This is a genomic window from Sandarakinorhabdus cyanobacteriorum (genome assembly GCF_002251755.1).
Taxonomy (GTDB): Bacteria; Pseudomonadota; Alphaproteobacteria; order Sphingomonadales; family Sphingomonadaceae; genus Sandarakinorhabdus; species Sandarakinorhabdus cyanobacteriorum.
This window is the reverse complement of the sequence record NZ_NOXT01000110.1, coordinates 13919-31000: the sequence shown is the minus strand read 5'-3', so window position 1 is coordinate 31000 and position 17082 is coordinate 13919. Positions and strand designations below refer to the sequence as shown.

The 17082-nt window shown below is 66.2% G+C and carries 17 protein-coding genes, 1 tRNA gene and 1 other RNA gene; 12 read left to right on the top strand and 7 right to left on the bottom strand.

Annotated elements, in window-relative coordinates:
* Positions 1–88: 88 nt before the first annotated feature.
* The 9 genes from CHU93_RS09240 (at position 89) to CHU93_RS09205 (ending at position 7661) form a co-directional block, all read left to right on the top strand.
* Positions 89–1510, top strand: coding sequence for a cytochrome ubiquinol oxidase subunit I (locus tag CHU93_RS09240; RefSeq protein WP_094473796.1), 1422 nt, complete (start codon positions 89–91; stop codon positions 1508–1510).
* A 4-nt stretch (positions 1511–1514) separates the two neighbouring features.
* Positions 1515–2531 carry a cytochrome d ubiquinol oxidase subunit II gene (gene cydB, locus CHU93_RS09235; protein ID WP_094473795.1) on the top strand — a complete coding sequence of 339 codons (1017 nt, stop codon included), beginning with the start codon at positions 1515–1517 and terminating at the stop codon, positions 2529–2531.
* Positions 2524–2637: a DUF2474 domain-containing protein gene (locus CHU93_RS17745; RefSeq protein WP_207759259.1), complete on the top strand. Its 114-nt coding sequence runs from the start codon at positions 2524–2526 to the stop codon at positions 2635–2637. Before cydB ends, CHU93_RS17745 begins: the two co-directional genes overlap by 8 nt.
* A gap of 172 nt (positions 2638–2809) precedes the next feature.
* Positions 2810–3133: a superinfection immunity protein gene (locus tag CHU93_RS09230; protein ID WP_106408485.1), complete on the top strand. Its 324-nt coding sequence runs from the start codon at positions 2810–2812 to the stop codon at positions 3131–3133.
* A 134-nt stretch (positions 3134–3267) separates the two neighbouring features.
* Positions 3268–3352: transfer RNA gene (locus tag CHU93_RS09225), tRNA-Leu, on the top strand.
* 68 nt (positions 3353–3420) lie between these two features.
* The gene (tig, locus tag CHU93_RS09220) at positions 3421–4995 is read left to right on the top strand and encodes a trigger factor (RefSeq protein ID WP_094473793.1); all 1575 of its coding nucleotides are present in this window, start codon (positions 3421–3423) and stop codon (positions 4993–4995) included.
* Between the two features lie 155 nt (positions 4996–5150).
* Positions 5151–5780, top strand: a complete 630-nt coding sequence (gene clpP / locus CHU93_RS09215) for an ATP-dependent Clp endopeptidase proteolytic subunit ClpP (RefSeq protein ID WP_094473828.1) — start codon at positions 5151–5153, stop codon at positions 5778–5780.
* Between the two features lie 184 nt (positions 5781–5964).
* Positions 5965–7215, top strand: a complete 1251-nt coding sequence (gene clpX / locus CHU93_RS09210) for an ATP-dependent Clp protease ATP-binding subunit ClpX (RefSeq protein WP_094473792.1) — start codon at positions 5965–5967, stop codon at positions 7213–7215.
* An 8-nt stretch (positions 7216–7223) separates the two neighbouring features.
* On the top strand, positions 7224–7661 hold the full coding sequence (locus tag CHU93_RS09205) for a cupin domain-containing protein (protein ID WP_094473791.1): 438 nt from the start codon (positions 7224–7226) through the stop codon (positions 7659–7661).
* Position 7662: 1 nt separating this feature from the next.
* On the opposite strand, the gene rnpB is transcribed toward CHU93_RS09205, so the two are convergent.
* Positions 7663–8070, bottom strand: an RNA gene (rnpB, locus tag CHU93_RS09200) — RNase P RNA component class A.
* Positions 8071–8119: 49 nt separating this feature from the next.
* Between rnpB and CHU93_RS09195 the strand changes: the two genes are divergently transcribed.
* Positions 8120–8413: a DUF6522 family protein gene (locus tag CHU93_RS09195; protein ID WP_133064362.1), complete on the top strand. Its 294-nt coding sequence runs from the start codon at positions 8120–8122 to the stop codon at positions 8411–8413.
* Positions 8414–8633: 220 nt separating this feature from the next.
* On the opposite strand, the gene CHU93_RS09190 is transcribed toward CHU93_RS09195, so the two are convergent.
* From CHU93_RS09190 to CHU93_RS09180, 3 genes are read right to left on the bottom strand one after another with little or no spacing between them, the layout of a single operon-like run.
* Complete coding sequence (locus CHU93_RS09190) at positions 8634–9308, bottom strand: N-acetylmuramoyl-L-alanine amidase (protein ID WP_094473789.1); 675 nt, start codon at positions 9306–9308, stop codon at positions 8634–8636.
* Positions 9305–10189 carry a DMT family transporter gene (locus CHU93_RS09185; protein ID WP_094473788.1) on the bottom strand — a complete coding sequence of 295 codons (885 nt, stop codon included), beginning with the start codon at positions 10187–10189 and terminating at the stop codon, positions 9305–9307. The genes CHU93_RS09190 and CHU93_RS09185 overlap by 4 nt, the downstream gene beginning before the upstream one ends.
* Positions 10186–10905, bottom strand: a complete 720-nt coding sequence (locus CHU93_RS09180; RefSeq protein ID WP_086116656.1) for a J domain-containing protein — start codon at positions 10903–10905, stop codon at positions 10186–10188. The genes CHU93_RS09185 and CHU93_RS09180 overlap by 4 nt, the downstream gene beginning before the upstream one ends.
* A gap of 79 nt (positions 10906–10984) precedes the next feature.
* Here CHU93_RS09180 and ligA point away from each other — a divergent pair, with 79 nt between their 5' ends.
* Both ligA and CHU93_RS17550 read left to right on the top strand, forming a co-directional pair.
* Positions 10985–13045, top strand: coding sequence for an NAD-dependent DNA ligase LigA (gene ligA, locus CHU93_RS09175; protein ID WP_165768676.1), 2061 nt, complete (start codon positions 10985–10987; stop codon positions 13043–13045).
* Positions 13046–13175: 130 nt separating this feature from the next.
* On the top strand, positions 13176–13325 hold the full coding sequence (locus tag CHU93_RS17550; RefSeq protein WP_165768675.1) for a hypothetical protein: 150 nt from the start codon (positions 13176–13178) through the stop codon (positions 13323–13325).
* A 29-nt stretch (positions 13326–13354) separates the two neighbouring features.
* Here CHU93_RS17550 and CHU93_RS09170 read toward each other — a convergent pair whose 3' ends face one another.
* From CHU93_RS09170 to serA, 3 genes are all read right to left on the bottom strand, one after another.
* A complete protein-coding gene (locus CHU93_RS09170; RefSeq protein ID WP_094473787.1) occupies positions 13355–14245 on the bottom strand; it encodes a 50S ribosomal protein L11 methyltransferase in 891 nt (296 codons plus the stop codon).
* On the bottom strand, positions 14242–15339 hold the full coding sequence (locus CHU93_RS09165; protein WP_094473786.1) for an ATP phosphoribosyltransferase regulatory subunit: 1098 nt from the start codon (positions 15337–15339) through the stop codon (positions 14242–14244). The genes CHU93_RS09170 and CHU93_RS09165 overlap by 4 nt, the downstream gene beginning before the upstream one ends.
* A gap of 126 nt (positions 15340–15465) precedes the next feature.
* Positions 15466–17046, bottom strand: a complete 1581-nt coding sequence (serA, locus tag CHU93_RS09160) for a phosphoglycerate dehydrogenase (RefSeq protein ID WP_094473785.1) — start codon at positions 17044–17046, stop codon at positions 15466–15468.
* Positions 17047–17082 lie beyond the last annotated feature (36 nt).

The window sequence follows — 17082 nt, the reverse complement described above, 5'->3', positions numbered from 1 at the left end:
TTCCCCGCCATAAGGGCATTATTGAATGGTCCCCGTGCCGCCGCCTACAGGCTTTGCGCCGCGCCGGGAAGGAGCCTGTTGGTCGCTTATGTTCGACGATGTTTCCGCGCTGGCACTGGCCCGGTTCCAGTTTGCCTTCACCGTGTCGTTCCACTTCATCTTCCCGGCCTTTTCGATCGGGCTGGCCAGCTATCTGGCGGTGCTGGAAGGGCTGTGGCTGAAGACCGGGCGCGATGTGTATCTGCAGCTGTTCCGATATTGGCTGAAGATCTTTGCCATCGCTTTTGGCATGGGCGTCGTTTCGGGCATCGTCATGGCCTATCAGTTCGGGGCGAACTGGGCGGCCTTTTCCGACAAGGCAGGGCCCGTCATTGGCCCGCTGATGGCCTATGAGGTGTTGTCGGCGTTTTTCCTGGAATCGGGTTTCCTGGGGGTGATGCTGTTCGGGCTCGACCGGGTGGGCAAGAAGCTGCATTTCCTTGCCACCTGCCTGGTGGCCATCGGCACGACGATTTCGGCGTTCTGGATCATCGTCGTGAACAGCTGGATGCAGACGCCGCAGGGCTATGCCATTGCTGACAATGGCCAATTTTATGCGACCGACTGGCTGGCGGTGGTGCTGAACCCGTCCATGCCCTATCGCCTCGCCCACACGTTGCTGGGGGCGTATCTGACGACCGCGCTGGTGGTGGGGGCGGTGGGTGCCTATCACCTGCTGAAGGATCGCAAGCTGGGCCGCAGCGCGCAGCCGGCGACGAAGATCATGTTTGCCATGGCGATGGGGATGGTGGCGATCACCGCGCCGCTGCAGGTGCTGGCCGGCCATGAGCATGGTGTGAACACGCTCAAGCACCAGCCGGCCAAGATCGCGGCGATGGAAGGCCATTACGAAAGCCATGATCGCGCCGCGCCGCTGATCCTGTTTGGCGTGCCCGATGATGCCAATCAGGTGATGCATTACAAGCTGGAGGTGCCGGCGCTGGGCAGCCTGGTGCTGCAGCATGACATCGAGGCGCCAACGATGGGGCTGGACAAGGTGGCGCCGGAAAACCGCGCCAAGGTCGCCTTCCCCTTCTATGCCTTCCGGGTGATGGTGGGGCTCGGTGTGCTGATGCTGCTGCTCGGCGGCTGGGCGGCCTATAATGCGTGGCGCGGCCGTCTGTTTGATGGCGTGTGGCAGCAGCGGCTGGCGCTGGCGATGGGGCCGGCCGGGTTCGTGGCCGTGCTGGCCGGCTGGATCACCACCGAAACCGGGCGGCAGCCGTTCACCGTGTTCGGCCTGTTGCGCACCGCCGAAAGCGCCTCGCCGCTGGCGGCGCCGGCGGTGGCGGCATCGCTGATCGCCTTCATCATCGTCTATTTCTTCGTGTTCGGCGTCGGCACCTGGTTCATCATCAAGCTGATGGGCACCGAGCCCAACCCGGAGGACAAGGGCCCCGGCAAGGAGCAGACGGTGGATGTGGGCAGCCTGCCGCCCGATGCGCCCTTTGGCTTCCAGCTGGCGGAGTGAACTGATGGTGCCCGGCATCGCGCCTGATCCGACGCTGACCCTTATCTGGGCCGGCATCATCGGTATCGCCATCTTCATCTATGTCGTCACCGATGGCTTTGATCTGGGCATTGGCATCCTGTTTCCGGTGCTGGCGCCGGGCGGCGAGCGCGAGACCGCCATCGCCACCATCAAGCCGGTGTGGGACGCGAACCAGACCTGGCTGGTGCTGGGCGGTGGCGGGGTGTTTGCCGCCTTTCCGCTGGCCTATGCGATCCTGATGCCGGCGGTGTATGCGCCGCTGATTGCCATGCTGCTGGGCCTGATCTTTCGCGGCGTGGCGTTCAAATACCGGGCGCGCACCAGCCGCATCTGGCTGTGGGATTTCGCCTTTTTCGCCGGCTCCACCCTGGCGGCCTTTGCGCAGGGCGTGATCCTGGGGGCGGTGCTGCAGGGGGTGAAGGTGGCGGGCCGCAGCTATGCCGGCGGCTGGTGGGATTGGCTGTCGCCCTTCTCGCTGCTCACCGGCGTGTCGGTGGTGGCAGCCTATGCCCTGCTGGGCGCGTGCTGGCTGATCTGGCGGACGGAAGGCGGCGTGCAGGATCATGCCTATCGCATGGCAGGCCAGGCCGGCGCGGCCAGCATCGCCGCCATCGGCGCGGTGAGCCTGGCGACACCGTTCCTGAACCATGATTATTTCAGCCGCTGGTTCGAGGCGCCGGGCCTTTATTATTCGGCGCCGGTGCCGCTGCTGGTGGGGGTGACGGCGCTGCTGTTCATCCGGGCGCTGCGGCGAAGGGCGGAGGTGGCGCCGTTCGTGCTGGCCGAACTGCTGTTCCTGCTGACCTTCATGGGCCTGGGCGTCTCGATCTTTCCCTGGGCGGTGCCGGGGCAGGTGACGATCTGGCAGGCGGCCACAGCGGCCAATGCGCAGGCCTTCATGCTGGTGGGCGTGGGCGTGCTGCTGCCGGTGATCCTGTGTTACACCGCCTATGGCTATTGGCTGTTCGGCGGCAAGGTCGGGGCGGAAGGCTATGCCTGAACCGGTATTGCGCCAGCGCCTGATGTGGTTTGTTGCCCTGTGGGTTGGCGGCGTGGCCGTGGTGGGTGCGGTGGCGTGGTTGCTGCGCGCCTGGCTGATGCCCTGAACCCATCCGTTATGGTTGCGAAATGCGACGGAATCGCGTTTTGAAACTGCAAAACGGCATAAATTTATCTTGCCAATTCGTTAACAGATGCTAAATATCCGCCTGCAAGACGAGTCGGTGGGGTCCCGGCCCGTTCCAGCGAGTGACCGTGCCTGCTGCGGGGGAGGACGCTATGATGTTTGCTTCGGCAACTGCGATGTGGCTGTTTTGGGGAGGCTTTGTCTTCCTGTGTGTTTTCAATTTCTTGCCGGCCGCCATCGCTTATGTGAACCATCACCCTGACAAGCATCTGCTCGCCATGCTGAATGTGGTGTCGCTGTTTTCCTTCGCGCTGTGGATTGCCCTGATGGCCTGGGCCACGGCCGGCCGCAGCGATCATCCGATGATCCAGCGCTTCATCGGCACGCCGCAGAAGCGCACCCGGCTGGCGCTGTCGGTCACGGCGCTGGTGATCGCCAGTTTTGCCGGCACGGTGTGGTCCGTGGCACGCGCCTGACCGTTGCTGCCGTTACCCGAGTTTCCCGCGCGGGCGCCGAAACCACCGGCGCCCGCTTCGCATTTGGGCCTGTGGGCGTGCAGCCTTGCACATCACGGGCAGGCTGCTATAGGCCAGCGCTTCGTGCCCCGGGTGCGGGCGTGGCGGAATTGGTAGACGCGCCGGATTTAGGTTCCGGTGTCGCAAGACGTGGGGGTTCGAGTCCCTTCGCCCGCACCAACCGCTGCCGCCCGCGATGGGGCGTCGCCATTTTCGCAAACGCAAACTTTGAAGAGACGGGTTGTTCGATGCAGATTGCCGAAATCACCAACCAGGGCCTGCGCCGCGCTTATTCGCTGGTGATCCCGGCCGAAGCGATTGCCGCGCGGGTGGAAACCCGTCTGGCCGAAGTGTCGAAGACGATCCGCATGCCGGGCTTCCGCCCGGGCAAGGTGCCGGCCAATCTGGTGAAGAAGATGCACGGCGCCGCCCTGCGCGGCGAAGCCCTGCAGGACGCGCTGAACGATGGCGTGAACCAGGTGATCAGCAGCAATGGCCTGCGCCCGGCGACCCAGCCGCAGGTGGATGTGGATGGCGAGCTGCCGGATGATGGCGATGCCCGCTTCACCGTGAGCCTGGAAATCCTGCCGACCATTGATGATGTGAAGATCGATGATCTGGCGCTGGAAAAGCTGGTGGTGCCGGCCGACGATGCCGCCATGGACGCGGCGCTCGCCCGCCTGGCCGAATCGGCCCAGCGCACCGAGCCGGCCCCGGCCAAGCACAAGGCCAAGACCGGCGACACGGTGGTGATCGATTATGAAGGCACCGTGGACGGCGTGAAATTTGACGGTGGCACCGGCGAAGGCATGCGGGTGAAGATCGGCAGCGGCCAGCTGATCCCCGGCTTTGAAGACCAGCTGGTGGGCGCCAAGGCCAACGAACAGCGCACGATTCTGGTGACCTTCCCCGAAGATTATGGCGCCGCCAACCTGGCCGGTAAGCCGGCCGAATTCGCCATCACCGTGCAGGCCGTGGAAGTGCCGGCCGAGACCAAGATCGATGACGAATTCGCCAAGGGCTTTGGCCTCGACAGCCTGGACGCGCTGAAGGAAATCCTGAAGGATCAGCTGGATGCGGAGCTGGGCGGCCTGTCGCGCACCCATTTGAAGCGCAAGCTGCTCGACACGCTGGCTTCGCGCCATGATTTCGACGTGCCGGTATCCATGGTTGATGCCGAGTTCGACCAGATCTGGCAGACGCTGGAAGCCGAAGCCGCCCGTGAAGCCGATCCCGCCGCCGCCAAGGCCGAGATCGAAGCCGAGCGCGAGGATTATCGCCGCATTGCCGTGCGCCGCGTGCGCCTGGGCCTGCTGCTGTCGGAGATCGGCCAGCGCGGTGGTGTCACCGTGTCCCAGGCGGAAATGAACCGCCTGATCGGCCAGGAAGCCGCCCGCTATGCCCCGGCCGAACAGCAGAAGGTGGTGAAGTTCTTCCAGGAGAACGCCATGGCCGCCATGCAGCTGCGCGCGCCGCTTTATGAAGACAAGGTGGTGGATTATCTGATCGGCAAGGCCGCGATCACTGAACGCGCCGTGACCCGCGAAGAGCTGGAAGCCGCCATCGCCAGCGAAGACGAATCGCCGGCCGGTCATGTGCATGGCCCGGATTGCGAACATGATCATGACCATGCCCCGGCCAAGCCGGCCAAGAAGGCCGCTGCCAAGAAGGCCAAGGCCGAAGAGCCGGCCGCCGAAGCCGCTGCCGAACCGGTGAAGAAGGCCCCGGCCAAGAAGGCGGCTGCCAAGAAGGCCGATGCCGAGCCGGCTGCCGAGGCCGAAGCCCCGGCCAAGCCGAAGAAGGCGACCAAGAAGAGCGCCTGATCCGCTTGATTGCGATGCACGAAGGGCCCCGCCGGCAGCACCGGCGGGGCCCTTTGCCTTTGGGCTTATCCCCGGCTGTTTTGCCGCGCCGCCGGCGGCCCCCCTTGAACTTGGGCGGCAAACGTCCGAACTAGGGCGATGTGAAGGAGAATGTCATGATCAATCCGACCGCCGCTCTTGTGCCCATTGTTATCGAAAGCTCCAACCGCGGTGAGCGGAGCTTTGACATTTATTCGCGCCTGCTGCGCGATCGCATCGTGTTCGTGAACGGGCCGGTGGAAGACAATATGGCCTCGCTGATCGTGGCGCAGCTGCTGTTCCTGGAATCGGAAAATCCGAAGAAGGACATCTATATGTACATCAACTCGCCGGGCGGGGTGATCACCAGCGGCATGGCGATTTACGACACGATGCAATATATCCGCCCCGATGTGGCGACGGTGTGCGTGGGCCAGGCGGCATCGATGGGCAGCTTCCTGTTGGCCGCCGGCACGCCCGGCAAGCGCGTGGCGCTGAAGAACGCCCGCATCATGGTGCACCAGCCGTCGGGCGGGGCACAGGGCCAGGCCACCGACATCGAGATCCAGGCGCGCGAGATCCTGCGCATCCGCAGCATCCTCAATGGCCTGTATGTGAAGCATACCGGCAAGGATCTGGAGACGATCGAGCGGGCCATGGAGCGCGACAAGTTCATGAGCGCGGAAGAGGCGATGGAGTTCGGCCTGGTGGATGCGGTGATGGAAAAGCGCCCGGTGCCGACCGAGGGCGATTCGCTGGCCGCCTGATGAGTTGCGCCGTTTTCGCGGCCAATTGCATCGGTTTCGAACAAGACGCGACAAGAAAGCCGTTGCTCGCCCTTGCGGGCACGGCCCGAATCTCGCTACACTGATTGGCCGGTGGCCGTGCAGGCGGTGCTGGCGGGTGGTTTGTTGATGCCGGTGGGCTGGGCCGGCACGAGGAAGGATTGTCATGACCAAGCTGGGCGGCAGCGACAGCAAGGGCACGCTTTACTGCAGCTTCTGCGGCAAGAGCCAGCATGAGGTCAGGAAGCTGATTGCCGGTCCGACCGTGTTCATCTGCGATGAATGCGTGGAGCTGTGCAACGACATCATCCGCGAAGAGACCAAGACGGCGCTGGTGAAGAAATCCGGCGACGTGCCGACGCCGCGCGAGATCTGCAAGGTGCTGGATGATTATGTGATCGGCCAGTTCCACGCCAAGCGCGTGCTGTCGGTGGCCGTGCACAACCATTACAAGCGGCTGAACCACGGCGGCAAGGGTGCCGAAGTGGAACTGGCCAAGTCCAACATCCTGCTGGTTGGCCCGACCGGTTGCGGCAAGACGCTGCTGGCGCAGACGCTGGCGCGCATCCTGGATGTGCCGTTCACCATGGCCGATGCGACCACGCTGACCGAAGCCGGTTATGTGGGCGAGGATGTGGAGAACATCATCCTGAAGCTGTTGCAGGCCAGCGATTACAATGTGGAACGGGCCCAGCGCGGCATCGTTTACATCGATGAAATCGACAAGATTTCCCGCAAGGCCGACAACCCGTCGATCACCCGCGACGTGTCGGGCGAAGGCGTGCAGCAGGCTCTGTTGAAGATCATGGAAGGCACCACCGCCTCCGTGCCGCCGCAGGGCGGGCGCAAGCATCCACAGCAGGAATTCCTGCAGGTGGACACGACCAACATCCTGTTCATCTGTGGCGGCGCCTTCAGCGGGCTGGACCGGATCATCGGTGACCGCATGCAGGGCCGCGGCATGGGCTTTGGCGCGCATGTGGCCGCGCCCGACGAGCGCCGCGTGGGCGAATTGCTGCGCAAGTGCGAGCCGGAAGATCTGCTGCGCTTTGGCCTGATCCCCGAATTCATCGGCCGTCTGCCGGTGATCGCCACGCTTGAGGATCTGGACGAGCCGGCGCTGGTGAAGATCCTGACCGAGCCGAAGAACGCGCTGGTGAAGCAATATGCCCGCCTGTTCGAGATGGAGGGCGTGAAGCTGACCTTCACCCCGGATGCGCTGTCGGCCGTGGCCAAGCGCGCCATCGAGCGCAAGACCGGCGCGCGTGGCCTGCGCTCGATCATGGAGGGCATCCTGCTCGACACCATGTTCGATCTGCCCGGCCTTGAGGGTGTTGAAGAGGTGCAGGTGGACAAGGATGTCGTTGCCGGCACCAAGGAACCCGTGCGCCTGATGGTGACCAACAAGGCCGCCTGAGCATTGCGATGACGGATGATGCGGAGGCCCGGCGCCTGATCGAGGCGCTGGGCCTTTCCGTTCATCCGGAAGGCGGCTGGTATCGCGAGACCCATCGGGTGGCCGGGCCTGGCCGCGCCGTGGTGACGGCCATCTATTTCCTGCTGGAGGCCGGCCAGCGATCGCACTGGCACCGGATGGATGCCACCGAGTTCTGGTGCTGGCACGCCGGCAGCCCGTTGCGCCTGGGCGAGGCCGCCGACGCCGCAGCGGCACCGGCATGGACGATGCTGGGCCCGGAGATTGCCGCCGGGCACGCGCCGCAGGCCTGCATTGGCGCCGGCCATTGGCAGGCCGCCGAAGCGCCGTACGGCTGGGCGCTGGTGAGTTGCATTGTGGCGCCGGGCTTTGACTTTGCCGGTTTCACCCTGGCACCGCCGGGTTGGGCGCCGGGTGGGCCTGTGTGATGCGATCACGCCGTCTGTAAGCCGGGTTCTGTCCAGGGGCTCATGCCCCCTGGGCGACCATTCCTCTCGGACGGCGGTTGCCCGCCGCCTCCAGCAACCAACCCGGATGGCTGGGCCGGTTCCTGCCCTGCAGCGCCAAAGCCCTGCGCGCCATCCCTATTCGGTCTTGCTCCCGGTGGGGTTTGCCGTGCCGCTTTGGTTGCCCATCGCGCGGTGCGCTCTTGCCGCACCGTTTCACCCTTGCCTGTCTCCCGGATATGATCCGGGACCATCGGCGGTCTCTTCTCTGTGGCACTGTCCCTGACACTGGCCAAAGCCAATGCCGCCGGGTGTTACCCGGCACCGCGTTCCGTGGAGCCCGGACTTTCCTCGGCGGGATTGCTCCCGACGCGGCCGCCCGACGACGTGATCGCATTTGCCCCATGGCATTTCCCGGCGATTCGCGCCATCGCCGCGACATGATCGAGATTGAAGCCAATGGCCAGGCGTTCACCGTGCCAGCCGAAGTGATTGCCGAAGGGCTGAAGCTGCTGCCCGAACAGGTGCAGCCGATGCTGGCCGGACGCCTCATCACGTCGTGGGTGGAAGCCGGGGTGGACGAGGATTTCGGCACCTTCCGCCTGACCTTTGCCACCGACAAGCGGCGGTTGCGGGTGATTGTCGACGCGCTCGGCGAGGTGATTTCGAAATCGACTCTGGATTTCGGCGGCCATGATCTGCCGCTGGGCGCGCGCCGGCCCGGCGCCGTGTGACTCCGGGCCGGCGAGATTTGTCGCACCAAACATTACATCCTTGCAATGTTGGTCAAGGCTTGCCATGAAGACGGGGTCGAGACGACGCCCCCCATTTGTCGTCTCGCCCGCCGGCGGACCCGCCGGCATCCCGCTGATTGCGGTGGCCTTCCCCCCTGTTGGGCCACCCGCGGACCACTTCCGGCCGGTGCTCCCCCTCGGGCACCGGCCGGTTTTTTGTTTAGAGGCCTTCCGCCAGCAGCAAGCCCTTGAGGATGGTGCGGGTTTCGGGATCGATCACGCCGTCAAACCGGGCGGGGCGGTGGTGGCGCTGGAAGGCGATCACGGCTTCCTGAGGCGCGGTGATGTCATAGCCATAGCGGCCCAGCGCGGCCAGAAAGCCGGGGTCGGTCCAGTTGGGGTCCATGCACGGCCTGGGCGCGGCCACCAGGCCGGCGCGGGCAAGGCGCGGCCAGTCGAACAGCTCGCCCGGATCCTCCTTGCGGGTGGGGGCGATGTCGCTGTGGCCGATCACGTTGGCGGGCGCGATGGCGTGGCGGGCGGCAATGTCGGCCACCAGGGCATGGACCGCGTCCATCTGGGCGGCGGGGAAGGGCACATAGCCGAATTCATGGCCGGGGTTGACGATCTCGATCCCGATGCTGGCGCTGTTGACATCGGTGATGCCGCGCCACCAGCTGCGCCCGGCGTGCCAGGCGCGTTTGGCTTCATCGACCATGCGCAGCACTGTGCCGTCTTCGGCGACGACATAATGGGCCGAAACGCCGGAGGCCGGGTTGGCCAGCCAGTCGATGGCTTCGGCGGCGCTGCGCATGCCGGTGTAATGCAGCACGATGATACCGATCGGCAGCAGCCGGTCGCCGAAATTGGGGCTGGGGCGTTCGATGATGGTCATAGCGGTTCAGCCGGCATGTCGCTGTCGCGCCGCTGGGCGGTGCGGATGGTGATGATGGTGACGCCCACCAGGGTGAGGAGGCCGCCGACGAGCATCTGCCCGGTGATTGGTGTTTCATAAACGGCGACGGCAACCATCACCGAAATCAATGGGGTGGGCAGGGTGAGCGGCGAGACGACGGCCACCGGATAGCGCTGGAACAGCCAGGTCATGCCGCCATGGCCGACGATGCTGGACATGATGCCGGAATAGGCGACCCAGCCCCAGGTGCTGAGCGGCAGATCCGGGATGGCGGCGAGCTTTGCCGGTTCGAACAGGGCCGCCAGCGCCAGCATGATCGGGATGGACACGATGCCCAGCCAGCCGTGGATGACCAGCACCGGAACGCCCTTCAGATGGCGGAACAGCAGATTGCCGATGGCCCAGCACAGCGAAGCGCCGGCGGTGAGCAGGATGCCGACCCGTTCGTGGGCGATGGCCGGATCAAAGCCCATCACCACCACGCCCAGGAAACAGATGGCGATGGCGATGATGCGCGGCCAGCGGATTTCCTCCTTCATGAAGATCACCGCCAGGATCAGGCTGAACGGCACGCCGAGCTGGCCGACGATCGACAGGGCCGACAGATTGTCGGCCAACGCGAACGACAGACCGCCCAGCGACATGAACAGCGCACCGGCGATGAAGCCGGTGAGCAGGACCAGCCCCATGCGGCCCGGCAGCCAGCGGATGAACGGCAGGCAGACCAGGGTGGAAACCGTGTAGCGCAGCAGCACCGCCACCATCGGCCCGGCCGACATCACGCCTTCCTTCACGGCGACGACGTTGAAGCCCCACACCACATCGATGGCCAGAATCATGAACAGATGCAGCGGTTTCACCGGCGCCTCCCGGTGAGTTGATCATAGGCAGCGTTGATTTCGGCCATGCGGGTTTCGGCGACCCGGATGAATTCATTCGGCACGCCCTCGGCCAGCGCGCGATCGGGGTGATAGCGTTTGACGAGGCCGTGATAGGCGGCGCGGATGGCGGCGGCATCGACGCCCGGTTCGATGCCCAGGATGGCCCAGGGATCATCGGCGGCCGGGCTGACATGGCGGCGGCGGATGCGGGCGCGGGCGGCATCGTCAAAGCCCAGCCGCTGGCCGACTGTGTCGAGAAATTCGAGTTCGGCGTCGTGATAGCCATCGACCGCCGCGATCAGCCAGAGCGCATCGAGCAGATCTTCCAGCGTGGGCGAGCCGGGGCCGAGCAGATCGGCGGCTTGCGCGGCATAGGCTTCGAAACCGGCGATGGAGGCCTTGGCCATGTCATAGAAGCGGCGGGCGTTGGTGGCCTCCTTGGGCTCGACATGGAACAGGCGCTGGAAGGTGGCGAATTCGGCGGCGGTGGCTTCGCCATCGGCGCGGGCCATCTTGGCAGCGAGGGCGATGGCGGCGATGGTGAAGGCGACGCGGCGGCGTTCCTGCACCCGTTCCGGCCGGCGGGCGCGCAGGCCATCCACGGCACCACCAGCCGCTGCCCCGGCCAGCGCGCCCAGCGGGCCGCCGACGATCAGGCCCAGCGCCGTGCCGGCCAGGGTTGCCCAGATACTCATGACCCCAACCGCTTAGGCAATAAGCGGCAGCGGCGAAAGGGGGGATGCAGCCACATCGCCGGGCTGATAAGGATGCGGCATGACGCACGATCTGCCCGTTGCCGCCTTGACCGAGGCTGAGGCCGCTGCCGAACTGGCCCGCCTGGCCGAGGCCATCGCGCAGCACAGTGCGGCCTATTATCAAGAGGATGCGCCGAAGATTTCAGACGCCGACTATGATGCGTTGGTGCAGCGCAATGCGGCGATTGAGGCTGCCTTTCCCGATCTGGTGCGGGCGGATTCGCCGAGTTTCCGGGTGGGCGCCAAGCCGGCGGCGGGCTTTGGCAAGATCAGCCACAGCCGGCCGATGCTGAGCCTGGACAATGTGTTCAGCGATGACGAGGCGATGGAATTTGCCGCCCGCGTGCGGCGGTTCCTGAACCTGCCCGATGATGCGGATGTGCGCTTCCGGGCGGAGGCCAAGATTGACGGGCTGAGCTGCGCGCTGCGGTTTGAAGGCGGGCGGCTGGTGCACGGGGCGACCCGCGGCGATGGCGCGGTGGGCGAGGAGGTGACCGCCAACCTGGCCGCGGTGACCGGCCTTGCGCACCGCGTGCCCGAAACCGCGCCGGCGGTGACCGAAATCCGCGGCGAGGTCTATATGACCAAGGCCGGCTTTGCCGCGCTGAACGAGCGGCAGGCGCAGGCCGGGGCGAAGATCTTTGCCAACCCCAGGAACGCGGCGGCGGGCAGCCTGCGGCAGCTCGATCCGGCCGTGTCAGCGGCGCGGCCCTTGGCTTTCATCGTACACGGCTGGGGCGAGATGACCAGCCTGCCGGGCGCGACCCAGAGCGCGGTGATGGCAGCGATTGGCGATTGGGGCTTTGACACCGGCGCCTATGCGCTGGGCGATGCCAGCATGGCGCAGTGTCTGGCCTTCACTGCCGATCTGGAGCGGCGGCGGGCCGAGTTGCCATTCGATATCGACGGCGTTGTCTACAAGGTGGAGCGGCTGGACTGGCAGGAGCGGCTGGGCCAGGTGGCGCGGTCTCCGCGCTGGGCGGTCGCGCACAAGTTCCCGGCCGAACAGGCCGAAACCACGCTGGAGGCGATCGACATCCAGGTGGGCCGCACCGGCGCGCTGACTCCGGTGGCGCGGCTGGCGGCGGTGACGGTGGGCGGCGTGGTGGTGACCAACGCCACGCTGCACAATGAGGATGAGATTGCCCGGCTGGACGTGCGGGTGGGCGACCGGGTGCGGGTGCAGCGCGCCGGCGACGTGATCCCGCAGGTGCTGGGGGTGGTGCCCGGTGACGCTCCGCGTGGGCCGGCCTTCGTGTTTCCCGATCATTGCCCGGCATGTGGATCGACGGCGGTGCGTGAGGAGGATGAGGCGGTGCGGCGCTGCACCGGCGGGTTGACCTGCCCGGCGCAGCGGCACGAGCGGTTGCGGCATTTCGTGAGCCGCAACGCCTTTGACATCGAGGGGCTGGGCACGGAGCGGCTGGAGCTGTTCGCAGCCGCAGGGCTGATCGATGGGCCGGCATCGCTGTTCCGGCTGGAGCGGGAGCGGCTGCTGGCACTGCCGGGCTTCAAGGACAAATCGGTCGACAAGCTGCTGGCGGCCATTGACGAGCGGCGGCAGGTGAGCCTGGACCGCTTCCTGTTCGCGCTCGGCATCCGGCATGTGGGGGAGGTGACGGCGCGCGATCTGGCGCGGGCATTCAAATCGGCCGAGGCGGTGCAGGCGGCGGCGATGGATGCGGAGGCGGTGAACCGGCTGACCGCGGTGAACGGCATCGGCGCGGTGGTGGCCGAGGCGCTGATCGATTTCTTTGCCGAGCCGCACAACCAGGCGACGCTGGCGGCGCTGCTGGCCGAGGTGTCGCCGCAGCCGTTGCCGGAGGTGAAGCAGACCGGGCTTTCCGGCAAGACCATCGTGTTCACCGGCAGCCTGGAGAAATTCACCCGCGAGGAGGCCGAGGCGCAGGCCGAGCTGTTGGGGGCGAAGACATCGGGCAGTGTGTCGTCAAAGACCAGCCTGCTGGTGGCGGGGCCGGGGGCGGGTTCCAAGCTGGCCAAGGCGCAAGCCCTTGGAATTCAGGTGGTTGACGAGGATGGCTGGCTGGCGCTGGTGGCGGCGGCGCAAGCGGAGGGTTGAGCGGCTGTAATCCATGCATTGAATGCATGGCTGATGCCGAATCTGCTGCACTGCACAAAGGCGTGTGACAGTCTTATTACGGCTCCTGTCAGCCGGGAATTGGCCCGGTTGATCAAACAGGAGCGTACCAATGAAGGTCGTATCGACTGAATTTGAACCGCAGGTGCGCGCTGTCCCGGTGTCGGATGTTCTGGCCCCGGTTCGCCCCCTGCCCATCCGCAAGCGTCGCGTAGTGTTGACGCCGGCTGTGGTGGAAGCCCGTCTGTTCCACGCGCTGTAATCAGCGTTGGAACGGCGAAGCTGCGGGCATCACACCCGTTTTTTCGTCAGGACCAGTGTGGGCCATTCGGCCTGCCAATCCACAGCGCCCGCCGGCACCAACCCGTGCCGGCGATAGGCGTTGGCGACGGCGCGTTGCTGAGGCAAGAGCAGCCCCGCCATCACCAGCACCCCGCCGGGCGCAATAACCGCCGACAGATCGCGCGCAAGCGCAATCAGCGGCGGCGCCAATATGTTGGCGAGCACGAGATCATATGCAGCACGTGACCGCAGCGCCGGGGCCGAAAGGCCCGGCGCTGTGGCCGTTGCCATGCGTGCAGCGCATGTACCTGCGACAAAATGGTTCAGCGCCATATTCTCGCGGGTGACGTCGATGGCAATGGGATCAATGTCGCTGGCGATGCAGCGGGCGCTGCGGTGCTGGCGCTGGGCGGCCATGGCCAGCACACCGGTGCCGGTGCCGATATCGGCGATGTTGTGAAAGCGCCGCTGCTTGCCCAGCCGCACCAGTGCCTTGAGGCAGCCGTGGGTGGTGGCATGCTGGCCGGTGCCAAAGGCGAGACCGGCTTCGATCCTGAGACCCCAATCGCCCAGGCGCACGGCATCGGCATGATCGGCGGTGTGGACGATGAAGCGGCCGGCGCGCACCGGCTCCAGCCCGCGCTGGGACAGGGTTGCCCAGTCCGCCTCTTCCAGTTCGGTGAGGGCAACGCTGCTGGCCGACGGGAAGAGCGCCACGATCCGGTCAACCGTCGCGGCCTCAGGCTGATCGGCAAAATAGGCGGTGAGCAGCCAATCGTCGGGTTTGGCCGGATCGGGTTCCTCCACGTTCAGCGTGGGGGGATCATCCATCAGATCAAAGAGATCGGGCAGATTTTCGGCCTCGGCGCGGTTGACGCGGAACTGGAGCGTCCAGCTCATGCCGGGACCGCCTGGCCGGATTGCCAGATGTGGCTGCAATGGAGCGCGGCGGCGCCGGTTTCGGCATCAAGTGCGGCGACCGTGATCCAGCCTTCCCCGCGCAGGGCGGCAGCCTCGGCAGCCGGCGTGCCAAGCGGCAGCAGGATGCGGCGCTGCAGTTCGACACCGAGGCCGAGATCAACCAGGCCATCAACATAGAGCGAGAAGCCGATGGCCGGTTCCTGGGTGCCATCGGGGCGCGGCACGAGATAGGCGCCGCCGCGGCCCAGTTCGGCGGCAAGGCCAGCGCCAAACAGCGAGAAGCCGAGCCAGGTTTGATATTCAAAGCCGTGGCGTTCGGTGGGATCGAGGGTGACGGCCACGCCATCCAGCCCGGCGGCGAGCGCGGCGATGGCATCGAGGCGGGCCAATATGGCATCGGGCAGATCAAGCTGGCGCAAGGCGATGATGGCGGCCGGGGCCGGGCCGGCGGCGGCGATCAGCGGCACGAAGGCATCGGCGCCCAGCGATTTCAGCGCGCCGACATCCTTGCCGTCGAGCAGCGCCTGCACCTGGGCGAGGCTGGCGCGGCCAAGCGGCCAGCCGGCGGCGGCCAGATCGGCGACCAGCGTGGGCATGGTGAGATCGACGCTGAGGCCGGTGACGCCGGCGGTGGCGAGCGCGGCGATGGCCAGTTGCAGCAATTCGGCGGCCGCGGCGGGGCCATCGCTGCCGATGAGTTCGGCGCCGGCCTGGGTGCGTTCGCGTTCGGGGGAGAGTTGATCGCCGCGCACGCGCAGCACCTGGCCGGCATACATCAGCCGCAGCGGCCGGGCCTGCTGGGCGAGGCGGGTGACGGCGATGCGGCCGACCTGGCCCGTGATGTCGGACCGCAGCGCCAGCGTTTGCTGGCTGACCGGATCGGTGAAGCGCAGCCGTTCGCGGCTGCTGCCGCTGGCCAGGCTGCTCTCATATTCGATCAGCGGCGGTGCCACCCGTTCATAGCCATGGGCGCCGCAGACATCGGTGAGGGTGCGCACCAGGCTGGCCAGCGCCTGCGCCTGGGGCGGCAGAGAATCGCGCAGGCCTTCGGGAAGGAGACCGGGGATGTTCATGGCGTGGGGGTTAGCCGGTTGGGGGAGGGGGGGCAAGATGGGGGCGTGGCTGGGTGTGGCGGCGCGGGTGCGGCCCCCTCCGCCTCGCGCTGCTCGGCACCTCCCCCAGAGGGGGAGGATGTTCGTTCAGACGAAGTGCAGGGCGCTGGCGACCTTCACGCCGGGCAGGGCCCGGATGTCGGTGAGCAGCGCATCGGGGATGGCATTGTCGACCGAGAGCAGCAGCACCGCCTCGCCACCGGCGTCGCGGCGGCCGAGGTGGAAGGTGCCGATGTTGACCCCGGCGCTGCCCAGCGCGCTGCCGAGGCGGCCGATGAAGCCCGGTTTGTCTTCGTTGACGATGTAGAGCATGTCGCCGGCGAGATCGGCTTCGACGGTGATGCCGAAAATCTCGGTCAGGCGCGGCTTCGACATGCCGAACAGGGTGCCCGCCACCGTGCGCGGGCCATTGGCGGTGTGCACCGTCACGCGCAGCAGCGTGTTGTAATCGGTGTCACGCTCGTGGCGGACTTCGGCGATCTCGATCTCGCGCTCGCGGGCGAGATAGGGGGCGTTGACCATGTTCACCGTGTCGCTGTGCACGCGCATCAGGCCGGCCAGCACGGCTGCCGTGATCGGCTTGATGTTGAGCTGGGCGGCGGCGCCTTCCACCTCGATGCGGACGGACTTGATGCCATCCTTGTCGAGCTGGCCGACGAGGCTGCCCAGCCGTTCGGCCAGCGCCATGTAGGGCTTGAGGCGCGGGGCCTCTTCGGCGCTGAGCGACGGCATGTTGAGCGCGTTGGTGACGCCGCCGGTGAGCAGGAAGTCCGACAGCTGTTCGGCGACCTGGATGGCGACATTGACCTGGGCTTCGTCGGTGCTGGCGCCAAGGTGCGGCGTCGAGACGAAATTGGGCGTGCCAAACAGCGGGCTCGACTTGGCAGGTTCCTCGGCAAACACGTCCAAGGCGGCGCCGGCGATGTGGCCGCTGTCGAGCAGTTCCTTCAGCGCCGCTTCGTCGATCAGGCCGCCACGGGCGCAATTGACGATGCGGATGCCGGGCTTGCACTTCAGCAGATTTTCGCGGGACAGGATGTTGCGCGTGCTGTCGGTCAGCGGCGTGTGCAGGCTGATGAAATCGGCTTGGGCGAGCAGTTCATCGAGCGTCACCTTGGTGACGCCCATATGCTCGGCGCGTTCCGGGGTGAGGAAGGGATCATAGGCGATCACCTTCATTTTGAGGCCGAGGGCGCGATCGGCAACGATGCTGCCGATGTTGCCGGCGCCGATCAGGCCCAGCGTTTTCGCCGTCACTTCAACGCCCATGAAGCGGTTCTTTTCCCACTTGCCGGCCTGGGTGGAGGCATCGGCTTCGGGGAGCTGGCGGGCCAGCGCGAACATCAGGGCGATGGCATGTTCGGCGGTGGTGATCGAGTTGCCAAACGGCGTGTTCATCACGACGACACCGCGCGACGAGGCGGCCGGGATATCGACATTGTCCACCCCGATGCCGGCGCGGCCGACGACCTTCAGATTGGTGGCGGCGGCGAGCACATCCTTGGTCACCTTGGTGGAGGAACGGATGGCGAGGCCGTCATATTGGCCGATGATCTTGATCAGCTCGTCTTTCGACAGGCCGGTGATTTCATCGACCTCGATGCCGCGGGCGCGGAAGATCTCGGCGGCCTTGGGGGACATTTGATCGGAGATGAGAACGCGAGGCATGGGGAGTCTCCAGTTCCCCTCCCTCTGGCGGGAGGG

What these genes read in the sequence shown, in the direction of transcription:
- CHU93_RS09230 (WP_106408485.1), top strand. Translation starts at nt 2,810, where the DNA reads ATGATGTTTGCTTCGGCAACTGCGATGTGGCTGTTTTGGGGAGGCTTT.
- CHU93_RS09180 (WP_086116656.1), bottom strand. Translation starts at nt 10,905, where the DNA reads ATGAGTATCTGGGCAACCCTGGCCGGCACGGCGCTGGGCCTGATCGTC.
- serA (WP_094473785.1), bottom strand. Translation starts at nt 17,046, where the DNA reads ATGCCTCGCGTTCTCATCTCCGATCAAATGTCCCCCAAGGCCGCCGAG.
- clpX (WP_094473792.1), top strand. Translation starts at nt 5,965, where the DNA reads ATGACCAAGCTGGGCGGCAGCGACAGCAAGGGCACGCTTTACTGCAGC.
- clpP (WP_094473828.1), top strand. Translation starts at nt 5,151, where the DNA reads ATGATCAATCCGACCGCCGCTCTTGTGCCCATTGTTATCGAAAGCTCC.
- CHU93_RS09240 (WP_094473796.1), top strand. Translation starts at nt 89, where the DNA reads ATGTTCGACGATGTTTCCGCGCTGGCACTGGCCCGGTTCCAGTTTGCC.
- ligA (WP_165768676.1), top strand. Translation starts at nt 10,985, where the DNA reads ATGACGCACGATCTGCCCGTTGCCGCCTTGACCGAGGCTGAGGCCGCT.
- CHU93_RS09205 (WP_094473791.1), top strand. Translation starts at nt 7,224, where the DNA reads ATGACGGATGATGCGGAGGCCCGGCGCCTGATCGAGGCGCTGGGCCTT.
- CHU93_RS09195 (WP_133064362.1), top strand. Translation starts at nt 8,120, where the DNA reads ATGATCGAGATTGAAGCCAATGGCCAGGCGTTCACCGTGCCAGCCGAA.
- tig (WP_094473793.1), top strand. Translation starts at nt 3,421, where the DNA reads ATGCAGATTGCCGAAATCACCAACCAGGGCCTGCGCCGCGCTTATTCG.
- CHU93_RS17745 (WP_207759259.1), top strand. Translation starts at nt 2,524, where the DNA reads ATGCCTGAACCGGTATTGCGCCAGCGCCTGATGTGGTTTGTTGCCCTG.
- CHU93_RS09165 (WP_094473786.1), bottom strand. Translation starts at nt 15,339, where the DNA reads ATGAACATCCCCGGTCTCCTTCCCGAAGGCCTGCGCGATTCTCTGCCG.
- cydB (WP_094473795.1), top strand. Translation starts at nt 1,515, where the DNA reads ATGGTGCCCGGCATCGCGCCTGATCCGACGCTGACCCTTATCTGGGCC.
- CHU93_RS09190 (WP_094473789.1), bottom strand. Translation starts at nt 9,308, where the DNA reads ATGACCATCATCGAACGCCCCAGCCCCAATTTCGGCGACCGGCTGCTG.
- CHU93_RS17550 (WP_165768675.1), top strand. Translation starts at nt 13,176, where the DNA reads ATGAAGGTCGTATCGACTGAATTTGAACCGCAGGTGCGCGCTGTCCCG.
- CHU93_RS09170 (WP_094473787.1), bottom strand. Translation starts at nt 14,245, where the DNA reads ATGAGCTGGACGCTCCAGTTCCGCGTCAACCGCGCCGAGGCCGAAAAT.